The organism is Methylorubrum zatmanii, assembly GCF_014845115.1.
Classification (GTDB): Bacteria; Pseudomonadota; Alphaproteobacteria; order Rhizobiales; family Beijerinckiaceae; genus Methylobacterium; species Methylobacterium zatmanii.
Window position 1 is genome coordinate 1 of sequence record NZ_NKUI01000040.1, and the last position, 10,465, is coordinate 10,465.

At 60.8% G+C, this 10,465-nt stretch carries 7 protein-coding genes and 7 pseudogenes; 4 read left to right on the top strand and 10 right to left on the bottom strand.

The annotated features are described in order from the left end of the window. The 8 genes and pseudogenes from MZTS_RS25105 to MZTS_RS05145 all read right to left on the bottom strand — a co-directional run. Window positions 1-368 (bottom strand): annotated as a pseudogene (locus MZTS_RS25105) (sodium:proton exchanger); the annotation flags it as partial. A 32-nt stretch (window positions 369-400) separates the two neighbouring features. Beyond that, window positions 401-982 carry a sodium/calcium exchanger protein gene (locus MZTS_RS25110; protein WP_246482000.1) on the bottom strand — a complete coding sequence of 194 codons (582 nt, stop codon included), beginning with the start codon at window positions 980-982 and terminating at the stop codon, window positions 401-403. A 12-nt stretch (window positions 983-994) separates the two neighbouring features. After that, complete coding sequence (locus tag MZTS_RS05120) at window positions 995-1,207, bottom strand: hypothetical protein (RefSeq protein ID WP_096488149.1); 213 nt, start codon at window positions 1,205-1,207, stop codon at window positions 995-997. A 49-nt stretch (window positions 1,208-1,256) separates the two neighbouring features. Continuing rightward, window positions 1,257-1,792: pseudogene (locus tag MZTS_RS05125) on the bottom strand (transposase). A 176-nt stretch (window positions 1,793-1,968) separates the two neighbouring features. Then, entirely contained in the window at window positions 1,969-2,355 is a 387-nt protein-coding gene (locus MZTS_RS25645; protein WP_096488151.1) for a diacylglycerol kinase family protein, read from the bottom strand. Window positions 2,356-2,843: 488 nt separating this feature from the next. After that, window positions 2,844-3,512 carry a hypothetical protein gene (locus MZTS_RS05135; protein ID WP_192282309.1) on the bottom strand — a complete coding sequence of 223 codons (669 nt, stop codon included), beginning with the start codon at window positions 3,510-3,512 and terminating at the stop codon, window positions 2,844-2,846. 1,247 nt (window positions 3,513-4,759) lie between these two features. Then, a pseudogene (locus MZTS_RS05140) lies at window positions 4,760-4,926 on the bottom strand (transposase); the annotation flags it as partial. A 93-nt stretch (window positions 4,927-5,019) separates the two neighbouring features. Further along, window positions 5,020-5,535 (bottom strand): annotated as a pseudogene (locus tag MZTS_RS05145) (transposase); the annotation flags it as partial. Window positions 5,536-5,617: 82 nt separating this feature from the next. Between MZTS_RS05145 and MZTS_RS05150 the strand changes: the two are divergent. Next, the gene (locus tag MZTS_RS05150; RefSeq protein WP_157914335.1) at window positions 5,618-5,785 is read left to right on the top strand and encodes a hypothetical protein; all 168 of its coding nucleotides are present in this window, start codon (window positions 5,618-5,620) and stop codon (window positions 5,783-5,785) included. A gap of 759 nt (window positions 5,786-6,544) precedes the next feature. Here MZTS_RS05150 and MZTS_RS05155 read toward each other — a convergent pair. Then, window positions 6,545-7,345 (bottom strand): pentapeptide repeat-containing protein, encoded by an 801-nt coding sequence (locus tag MZTS_RS05155; RefSeq protein ID WP_192282310.1) that lies wholly within the window; start codon window positions 7,343-7,345, stop codon window positions 6,545-6,547. Window positions 7,346-7,496: 151 nt separating this feature from the next. Between MZTS_RS05155 and MZTS_RS25650 the strand changes: the two are divergent. The 3 genes and pseudogenes from MZTS_RS25650 to MZTS_RS05170 all read left to right on the top strand — a co-directional run. Continuing rightward, window positions 7,497-7,619, top strand: a pseudogene (locus tag MZTS_RS25650) (IS3 family transposase); the annotation flags it as partial. Window positions 7,620-7,990: 371 nt separating this feature from the next. Beyond that, on the top strand, window positions 7,991-8,920 hold the full coding sequence (locus MZTS_RS05165; RefSeq protein WP_096488146.1) for an IS110-like element ISMex17 family transposase: 930 nt from the start codon (window positions 7,991-7,993) through the stop codon (window positions 8,918-8,920). 267 nt (window positions 8,921-9,187) lie between these two features. Further along, a pseudogene (locus MZTS_RS05170) lies at window positions 9,188-9,379 on the top strand (recombinase family protein); the annotation flags it as partial. A 31-nt stretch (window positions 9,380-9,410) separates the two neighbouring features. Here the strand turns inward: MZTS_RS05170 and MZTS_RS05175 are convergent. Further along, window positions 9,411-10,441, bottom strand: a pseudogene (locus MZTS_RS05175) (IS3 family transposase); the annotation flags it as partial. Window positions 10,442-10,465: the final 24 nt, after the last annotated feature.

Consider the following 10,465-nt stretch of genomic DNA (forward strand, 5'->3'; position numbering starts at 1 on the left):
AGCAGCGCCAGGGCGAACAGTGACTGCGCAGCGGTCAGGAAGAACTCCTCGGCCTGGCGGGCATCGAGCGGCAGGGCCGCCACTGCGCCTGCACCGAGGCTCATGGCTAGCGGTAGCATGCCGACGAGCAGCGTCCACTGGTTGATCTTGTCGCTGACCAGGGCTCCGAGCCCATTGGCAGCGCGGCCCGCCACCACGAACAAGACTGCGATCGTGACGGCTGGCGCCTCGCTCGCCAGGGGGGCCAGCCACTGGATCAGGAGGAACTCGTTGAGGCCGAGAAGCCGGCCCGAATGCACCATGGCCTCGGCGAACGGCTCGGCCGAGGCAAGGATGATTACGCAGGCGACAAGGGTCAGCGCTGCCATGAATGTCCATTGCTTGCGGACTGGCAGCGCATTCAACGCAGCAGCCGGACCAGGCTCCTCCCGGGCGCGCCCTGTACGCGCCAGATGTAAGCTCCGAAAAGCGCGGCCAGGACGGCGAAGTCGAGCAGCGTGATGTTGTCCTTTAGGACAATGACGAAGGCGTATAGGCTTGCTATCAATAGGAATGAAACCTCGACCGCGTTGCTACGCGACAACTCGACCTCCCGCCCGCCGCCACGTGCCCAGTGCACCGCCACCAGCAACGGCCAGCCTAAGCCGACCAAGAGCCGGTTCGCACCGGTCATGTTCGCGGCGGCGTAGTGAACGTACGGTGAGCCAGGACCCGCCTTGCCAGCCTGGAAGGCATAGTACAGGTCGACTGCGTACTCGGGCAGGACCGTCACCAAAGCGACGGCGGCAATGATCAGACCTCGCGAGACGTGGCGTTCGGCCGCCTCGGCGCCCCACGAGAGTAGAAAGCCGGCCGACAGGATCGCGACGCCATAGGCTGCGGTTTCGCCAATGGGTCCCACCTTTGCGCCCATCAGGCGCAGCGCGAGCGCCGGTACCGCCGCCAGCACCGCGGCCGCCACCAGCACCAAGAAACGTCGCATCGTGATTCTCCGTCAGGATGGTCGGCGGACTGACGCCGAAGGCTCGGGAGCGAATACGGCGAGGGCCCGCGGCAGAAGCTCGAACAGCGCCGGCGTCATCGTCTTGATCTCGCCGCCCGTGTTGATCGGCAACGGCTCGGTGCGAACCTGGATGGGGTCGAGGCTGCAGAAGGCCCGCACGTCCGGCAGGCCACGCTGGCGTTCGCCCCGGAAAAACGGCAGCATGGGCTAGCCGCCACCAGCAGCAATGCGCCTCAAAGCTGTATAAGAGCGCCTAACAGAACCGTTTGATCTGATTGAGGGTGATGAGGCTGGCGGCGAGGCTTGTGAAGGCGTCGTAGATGTCGGCGCGGCGCTCGTAGCGGATGGGCAGGCGGCGGAAGCGGTTGAACCACGCGTGGGTACGTTCCACGACCCAGCGGTGGCGCCCAAGCTTCTGGCTGCTTTCGATGCCCTTGCGGGCGATGTGGGGCACGATCCCGCGTGCGCGACACTCCTGCCGCCGCGCCTTGGCATCATAGGCCTTGTCGGCATGCAGTTTGCCGGGGCGTTGGCGCGGGCGTCCGCGCCGGCCGTTGCGCAGCGGCGGAATGGCATCGAGGGTCGGCGCCAGCAACTCGTCCCGCAGCCACAGCCCATCTCCGCCGGAAGCATCTCCCAGGGCAGGCCGGAGCGCAGCAAGAACAGGATGCCCGTCAGCGCACCCCGATTATCGAGCGGAGACCGTCCGCCCTTCGGGCGCGGCTGAGGCGGAGGCAGAAGCGATACAATCTCAGTCCAGAGATCGTCGGGAAGCAGAGGTCGAGCCATGAACCACCAACCCACCATCCGGCGCTTCGTGCCGTTCTGTTAGGCGCTCTAAATCGAAGCAGCCGTCGTCGATCTGTGCCCCCTCGTACAACGCCATCCCTCCGCCATAGAAGACGTCGTTGAAGACCGCAAGCTGCCGGAGTGGCATCCGCTCTCAGAGCGTGCCGCAGCGTATCTCAGCCACGAAGGGCTTGGCATGGAGAAGGGCCTGGGTGGCGGCGTTGGGATAGCCGCGGCGCTCCTAGCGCCGCTTCGAGAGCGCGGTGAGTCGCCGCGTAAGCTCGATGTTCAACCCGAGACGGGTACGTTCGCGAACAGGGGGCTGTTGACTCGGCTGAGGTCAATGTAACGGATTTGACCTGCCTGGGTGTTGCCGGCCGCCGCGATGGGATCGGGGAGGTACCCAAGGTGCGGGCCAAGTCATTGGCCGTGCCCAAGGGCAGAATGCCGAGCCGTAGCTGGGCAGCCAACGCCCCCTCCCGGACCGTGTTGACGCTTCCATTCCGGCTTCGCCCGCTGAGGAGCAGGAGGGTGCGTTTCGGAAGCCCTTGCAACGCGCGCATCTGCCCGAACTCGGGTGCCCCAGCGCGGGTGCCGCTGGTATTCAGTATCAAGCCTGCACCGCGCACAAGGATCGAACCGATACTGGTCCTTGCCTAGTGCGGAGGTCCGAATGTCCGAGACAGGTGGGCATATAATGCCGCAAAACTAACCCTTGCATCGCATGTCCCCTGACGTGTCCGTTGGATCGATAACGCACTCCTGTCGTCTACGAGTTCGAAACCCAATCCGACCCGTCATCTGAGACCCTGCTCAGCCAATCTCCCTGAACTGTCCACCGAAACGGGGCAAACCCACAATAGCATGGAGCCTGCACAATGGTCAGCCGATTGTGGGACGAGGAATGCGATCACCAGCACCATCGCGTCTGCGCCTAGGCCCCGCGCTGCTGCGAATTGACCTGCCAATAGGCTTGGGGCAGCAGGGCGCACTGAGCTTCTGCGGTCGATCAAGACGCAGCAATAGCGGAAGGGTGATGTGCTGTGGAAGATCAGGTTGTTCCGACTCGCATCAGCATGGAGCGGCAGGAGTTTAAATCCTTGTCGAAGGATGCGCCGCAGGTCTCGCAGACGTACTGGTGAGTGAAGGGCGACGCCGCGTAGTTGACCGGTTTTTGGCAGGAATGGCAAACGCGGTCCTTGGCGGCATCGCTGAAGATGATGTTGGTACCGACCTTCTGGGCACGTTCGATCACAAACTTCCTAAGAATTGAGATGGCAGCAACAGTGCGATAGTGCCGGGCGGCCGCCGGAAGGGGGTTCTCCCCTCCGCTTGGCTTGTCGACGCGACTTAGGGCGGACAAGTCCAAGACGTTTATGGTGATCGAGCTCGCGTCCTCGACGATGTCACGGGCGAACTGACGATATTGATCGTTCCGGCGCCGAATAATTTTGTCTCGCTGATTTCTTTCCCAGAGACGAAGCCTCTTGTCCTCGCGCCGCCACTTCTCAAACTGAGAGTACGCCTCCGGATGCCACTCGGAATGGTGGCTCCACTCCGCCGCCAAATCAACGAGCCGGGAGGTAGCTGCTGGCAGCGGCTGTATCGCTCGAAACTTTCCTGCGAGTGGTTCCGGCGCTCCTGACCAATCCAGGGACATCAGCCACTGGAGTGCAGCGTCTCTCAAGCCCTGCCGTTTTCCTCTCAGTGAGTCGGTCAACGCAAATCCCTCTAAGACGACGTTGGGTGTGGTGAAGAAGCGTGCTCCCTGTTTGATATTGCTCGCGAGCGTAGCGACGCGAATGCCGTCCGGAAGTCGGCGCCATCCGAGGTGTACTGCCCTGCGTTGACCATTTGGTGCAGGGCTCCTAGCTGGGGAGTCTCGCGTACACGTAAAGACAACCTGCCAACGCCATCCCTCCTCGCACCTCCGCCGAGTCACGACGACCGTTTTAATCCGGCAATCCTGTGGAATAGGACGGTGCATAATCATCGGCCAGCTGACAGTGCGTCGCTCGCCTTGTTGCGTGAAGATGGTCGCCGTTATGATAGTTCTTTGGAGACGCTTGCGCACGCCACGACTTGAATGCGACCATGCGTCCTCTGGCAGGGGCCTAACGGTCACTTGTGAGTGCCCCCCGCCGAAGAGATCAGCAACGCTCATCCCTCCTTGGATCTGATTCGTAATTCTCCCACTCCCATCGAAAGTCTTGGCTCGGATTTCACCGCCCTCCCTCAGCGCCCGGCTACGGGCTTGCTCATAAGCATTGACCACCGCATTGTAATTGCCCCACCATAAGCCGCTACCCTGACGAGCAAGCTTGACTTCGGCTCGACGGCTGCTCTCAACCGAGCGGAGTTCGTTCTTGACCCTCACACGGACCTGCTTGCTTAGAGAGGCCGCAGTCCTTCGGAGTTCCCTGAGCTTGCCCCCAAGATCCGCAAGGCTTTCGTTGATAGGGGCGATGTATGATTTGCCCTGACCGGACGCGCGCATTTTAGTGCGCCTTGCAATTAGAGAGGCTTGTTCACAAAGCACGGCGGAGATTTTCGCAGACGTTTCTGTGATAGCGGGATCATTTTGCATAATCTTTTGGTATTGGCCCCTGGCACCGCGTTCGATCTCGACGAGAGCGTTCCAGAGATCGACCATTCTGCCTAATTCTGCGCTGCAGTCGTCTCCCCAATCGAGCGGTTCTAGAAGCCCATATTGCCTCACCACGACTTCAGTGCCAGCTGGCTCTGGGGCTACGGGACTATGACGCGCAAAATTGATAGTGGGTTCTAATTCCATGCTGCCGGTAACCTACTTCTGCCAGGAGCTAACAACGCCGTTATACCGTGTCCGAGTCTGAGCCTCACGGCCAGTATCCGCCTATGTACCCACTTCCATACCATGAGCCTATTCAACGACCATCCGAGTTCACCGCTGGATGCAGGCCAAGCGCAGCTGGTCTCGGTTTGAAGTTAGGGACAAAGCCGTTTTGCCTGTGCTCGACAGATGAGGGCGCAAGCGAGGGTCGTAAAGGCGAGATGGAGGCCGGAGTGACGCTCGTAGCGGATCGTCGACGACGGAAGCGGCCCAGCCACGCGAGTGTTTGCTCCACGGTCCAGCCGTAGCGTCCCAGCCGTTCTGGTCGATTCCACGCGGTGGTCTTCCGTCAGGTTTTGATGGATCATGCTGCGAGGAGGAAGCGTCTGCTAAGTAGGTCAAGCTTGGCGCAACCTTACATGGAGCGCTTCAGCAGCTTGAGGCGATTGACCAGCCCCTCATCCTGTCCGCTGCTCCAGGGCAAGCGAAGGCCAGCGCGGACGGCGTCCACGTCCTGATAGAGATTATGGGCGAATCTCTCGACGACCTGCACCGCCGCAGGTACGGGCGTCATCTAGCCCTGCATCAAAGGCGGCGATGAGGCCGGACTCGGCCTGCGCGCCACCGCAGCAACTGCAGACGATCCGGCAGAACCGCCGGCCGAGGTCAACCGTCTTAGCCGCCTCGTCGTCTTGCAGCACACGCGCGACTGCAGCGGCGCCGTCGTTATCAAGATCCTCCCCCCGCACGCAGGAGGGACTACAACAATTGTTTCAGCGAAGGCAGTGGTGGAGACCAAGGATAGCGAAGTCGGCGCTGCGGCTGGTGGTGCTTGCAGACGCTGGGTTGCGGTCTCGGCTGGGCGGGTGCGCCGCTCCAACAGCCAGCGCCGGACCTGCTTCATGGTGCCGGAGAAGCAGCGCTGATGGACAGCAGGATCGCCAAGGTTTGCCGCCACGGGCAAGGCGCTGGGGAGGAACTGAAAGCCAAGCCATAGCAAGTTCAGGAGCGGCTTGACCACCAAGATTGTGGCCTTAACCGATGCGCTAGGCAATTTGGTGCGCTTCACCCTCCTGGCAGGTCAGCGCCACGATAGCATTGGCGTCATACCCCTTATTGAAGGGATTGCCTACAAAGCCTTTGTTGCGGACAAGGTGTTTGATGCAAACTGGATTACCTAGCAATAGATGAGCGCGGCGCAGCCGTCGTCATCTCTCAGCCTGCCAAATGTTATCAGCTTCGCGACACTGATCGTTAACTATACACATGGCTTCACCTCACCGACAACTTGTTCGGAAAGCTGTAAATAGATCAACCTGAGCGCCGTGTGCGCCGATAAGATCTACTAGAGCTCATTCGCTCTGATTTATTTCTACGCCCAAGCCATCAACTCACATCGAATCTCTACAAGCCCCAGTCGTAGGGGAGCGCAAAGCAGCCTTGGTAAGCGCGCAACTGTGAACTCACAAGCCAAAGTCTCCGGTAACGTGCTGGTCTTTTCAGAAGCATTAGCGGGAATATAGAAGTCTCTGCTACGAAGCGGCGGAGCACGCGTCACATAATAATATCTCGAACGGGCGGCCTTGTCACGCTCCCAGATGGCATGATTCGAGCTGACTATGAGATTGACCTCCTAGCTCTCCAAAATTTGACCGTTCACCATGGTTCCCGTGCAATATTGTTGCTCGCGCGGGGCACGCAGCGCCTTCGATCAATCCTTGGATCGTGACGAGCAGGCCGAGAAAACTAATATTAAGCAGCCCAAGGGCATGTTCCAGATGTGCACCAGGATCGACTTGCCAGCTTTCTGCGCCTTCTGGAACGCGGCGGCCGTTGCAGGGACTGCTTAAGCGCAATCGCCTGTGGCCGGTCAGAAGAGGCCAAGCAAGATAGGGTGTATGGTCATGATGACTGGGCCTATAAGCAGCTGAAAATGTGGATCAGTTAGTTTTGTCAATGATAGCACGGTCGGCGTTGACCATCGATGACCAATTCTTGGTGCTGTCATGGCCCTTAAGAGATTGTAGTCGCGCCCCACTGACATCGACGTTTTTGAAATCGGCTCCTGCGATGATTGCCCCGGTGAGGTTCGCGCCCGACAGGTCAGAGCCCATCAGCACGACGTCGGTCAAATCAGCGTCCTTGAGATTGGCGTAGTCAAGCCGCGAGCGACCGAGATTGGCACCCTTCAGGTTCGCGCCCGAGAGGTTTACCGAGGTGAACACTGTGCGCATCAGGCCCATGGACTGGTTCTTGATGTCGGCTCCGCCTTTAAGATTGACCAACATTGCGCCGCTCAGGTTGGCCCCCTTGAAATCGCCAATGGGCCTTGCCTCGGTCAGGTCGGCCCCGCTGAAGTTGGCATCCCGGGCCGTGACGCCGAACATTTTCGCACCCACGAGCTTGGCCCCACTTAGGTCAGACTTGAGCAGCCAGGCCTGTTCTAAGTTCGCCCCGCTAAGGTCAGCCCCGCGCAGGTTCGTCTTGTTCAGGCGTGCGGTGCGCAAGTTCGCACCCTTGAGGTTCAAGCCAGAAAGGTCGAGGCCTGACAAGGCCTTGTCCGTCAAATCGATTGGCTGACCGTGGGACTTGGTGATCAGCGCCTCGATGTCGGCTCGGCTCATTTCGGCCTGGGTCATCGCGGGTGTGTTCATATTGGCACCCAGCAGCAAGTCCTGCTCGGCGTAGGCTGGTGCCGCTGCAACACTCAATGCCAGCAGAGCTATGGTGAGGATGCGCATGATGTCATTCCTGGTGATCTGACCGGTATTTTGGACCAGGCCGAGCGAGAGGCTACTGCATGGTGGCGGCCATGGGTAGCCGGGATAACCTGACCGGTTGGCTTTGGACTGGGCTGATTGAGAGGATCAGCCAGGACCAAAGGAGTCGGGCATGCGGCGAGGTCAGAAGACGAGCGCGGAGCAGGTGGTGCTGAAGCTGCGCCAGATCGAGGTGCAGACGGCTCAGAGCGAGAGTTTGGTGCTGGCGTGCAAGGAGGCGGAGATCTCCGAGCAGCTGCGCGACGAATGCCTACGCCAGGAAATCTTCTACTATTTGAAGGGGGCGCAGATCGTGATCGGGTTATGGTAGAATACCTACACCCGCGTCCGGCCGCATTCGTTCCTGGGCTACCCGTCGCCTGCGCCTGTCAGCTTCCCGGGTCTGGCCTTCCAGCTACCCATGCCAGTGACCATGCAGTAGCCTCTTGTAACTTGATCCCAACCTCGCCGGGTATGCTCCTCGGCGCGGTGGCGGGTGAGAGACCGTTAGCCTCTGGGGCCACCAAGCCCGCAAGTGAGCCAGGGTCCTCGCCCGCCGTTCCATCGAACCCGAACAGTCGCTTGGGCCGCTCAACGCGAAGCCCGCTTGCGCAAGGATGGGATCAGATGGACGCTCCTGTTGTCGGGATCGACGTGGCCCGTGACCGCCTCGATATTCACGTTCATCCCTCTGGAGCGAACTTCGCCGTTGATCGTACGACCGAGGGTGTGGAGCAGCTGTGCGAACGCCTCCGGCCCCTGAAGCCGAAGCTCGTCGTCCTGGAGGCAACCGGCGGTTTGGAAGCCATGGTGGCACGTGCTCTCACCAGCTGGAGGCTGCCAGCCGTGATCGTGAACCCAGCACAGGTCCGTGCTTTCGCTCACGCCTTGGGCCAACGCGCCAAGACCGACCGCATCGACGCCACCGTGATCGCCCGGTTCGCGGCGGCCACCAACCCACCCGTTCGCGCTCGGGCCGATGCCAAGACTCAGGCCTTGGCTGATCTCGTCACAAGACGCCGTCAGATCGTAGGACTGATTGCGTCCGAGCGGCAGCGAGCGAGCCAAGCTCCATCGTGCATTCGAGATAGCGTCCGGCGCGTCATGGATGCGTTGGAGCAGGAGCAGAGTGTAATCGACCGCTCGATCGATGCAGAGGTAGACCGGTCGCTTGAATGGCGCAGGAAGGAGACCCTCCTGACCTCCGTTCCTGGTGTTGGACCGACGATCGCACGAACCCTGATCGCGGAGCTGCCCGAGCTTGGAAGCCTCAACGGAAAGCAAGTCGCCGCGCTGGTCGGCTTGGCTCCTTGGACGCGGCAATCCGGTCAGTGGCGAGGGAGGAGCTTCATCGCAGGCGGTCGCGCACCTGTTCGCACGGCGCTGTTCATGGGGGCCATGGTGGCCAGCCGTCATAACGCCGCGCTGAAAACCTTCCGTGACCGGCTCATCGCAGCCGGTAAGCCCAAGCTCGTCGCCCTGATTGCCACCGCTCGGAAGCTGATCACCATCCTCAACGCCATCCTGAGAGACGGAACGCCATGGCAACCCGCTTGACCAGCAAGACAGTCGCTCACTCGGCTCGGTTCAAAATACCAGGCAGGTCAGACCTATAGCGCATCCCTCGCTGCATGGTGGTCGAACGTACCATTACATCGCGGGATCAAACACCTAAGGCTCCCTGCGTATATGTAAATAAAACGAACGTTTTTCTGACAGGCGACCGCGCCCCCCTCCTGGCACACTCCAATAGCCCCGTTTCTGTTAGGAAAGCGTGATAGTAAATCTATTGCTAGAAAAACGTTCTTGTGCGACTATGCTGACATGCTTGTCGGCTACGCGCGCGTCTCGACCCAGGATCAGAACCTCGACCTGCAGCGCGACGCGCTGACCAAGGCCGGCTGCGAGCGGATCTTTGAGGAGAAGAAGAGCGGCAAGGCGGGCACCAAGCGCCCGGAGTTCGAAGCCGCCCTCGCCTACCTGCGCCCCACCGACGTGCTGGTGGTGTGTGACCTGACCGTTATTTTGGACCGAGCCGATTGAGAGGCTACTGCATGGTGGCGGCCATGGGTAGCCGGAAGGCCAGATCCGGTAAGGTGACAGGCGCGGGCGGCCGGTAGCCCAAGGACGAATGCGGTCGAACGCGGTTGTAGGTATTCTGCCAGATCCCAATCACGGTCTGTGCCTCCTTGAGAGAGTAGAAGATCTCTTGGCGTAGGCACTCGTCCTTCAGCTTGCCATTGAAGCTCTCACAATAGCCATTCTCCCACGGCGATCCTGGTGCAATGTACTGGATCTGCGGGCCGGTTTTGGCGACCCATTTCCGCAAAGCCTTCGAGATCATCTCTGGGCCGTTGTCGCAGCGGATGTTGTCGGGGATGCCATGCAGGCACATCGCATCGGCCAGCGCCTCGATCACACCCAGACTGTTGATGCGCCTCGCGACCTTTAGAGCCAGGCAGGTGCGACTGTGCTCGTCGATCAGCGTCAGGATACGCAGGCTTCGCCCGTCATGGGTCTGGCCCTGCACAAAGTCGAAGCTCCAGACGTGATTGCGATGGAGAGGCCGCAGCCGTACGCAGGAGCCATCGTTCAACCACAGCCGGCTTCGCGGCCGATGCTTTTGCGGGACCTTGAGCCCCTCACGACGCCAGATCCGCTGAACCCGGTCCTTGCCCACCTGCCACCCAGCTGCCTGCAGCAGCGCGGTGACGCGGCGGTAGCCGTAGCGTCCGTACTCAGACGCCAGGGCGATGATGGCGCGGGTCAGCGTATCCTCGTCAGCTGGCACGGTGGGCACGTAGCGTTGCGTGCCCCGGTGCTGGCCAACGATCCGGCAGGCATGGCGTTCTGAGAGACCATACTTCTCACGAATGCCGTCGACTGCCTGCCGGCGTCGCTCCGGGGCTATAAGTTTCCCGCGGCGACGTCCGCCAGCACCTGCTTCTCCAGGGACAAGTCAGCCACGAGCCGGCGCAATCGAGCGTTCTCGCGCTCCAGATCCTTCATCCGACGGGCTTGGTCGATCTGCAGGCCGCCGTACTCCTTGCGCCAGCGATAATAACTCTGCTCGGAGATCTCCGCGAGCTATGCAGGATTTTA

What these genes read in the sequence shown, in the direction of transcription:
- MZTS_RS25110 (WP_246482000.1), bottom strand. Translation starts at nt 982, where the DNA reads ATGCGACGTTTCTTGGTGCTGGTGGCGGCCGCGGTGCTGGCGGCGGTA.
- MZTS_RS05120 (WP_096488149.1), bottom strand. Translation starts at nt 1,207, where the DNA reads ATGCTGCCGTTTTTCCGGGGCGAACGCCAGCGTGGCCTGCCGGACGTG.
- MZTS_RS25645 (WP_096488151.1), bottom strand. Translation starts at nt 2,355, where the DNA reads ATGCGCGCGTTGCAAGGGCTTCCGAAACGCACCCTCCTGCTCCTCAGC.
- MZTS_RS05155 (WP_192282310.1), bottom strand. Translation starts at nt 7,345, where the DNA reads ATGCGCATCCTCACCATAGCTCTGCTGGCATTGAGTGTTGCAGCGGCA.
- MZTS_RS05165 (WP_096488146.1), top strand. Translation starts at nt 7,991, where the DNA reads ATGGACGCTCCTGTTGTCGGGATCGACGTGGCCCGTGACCGCCTCGAT.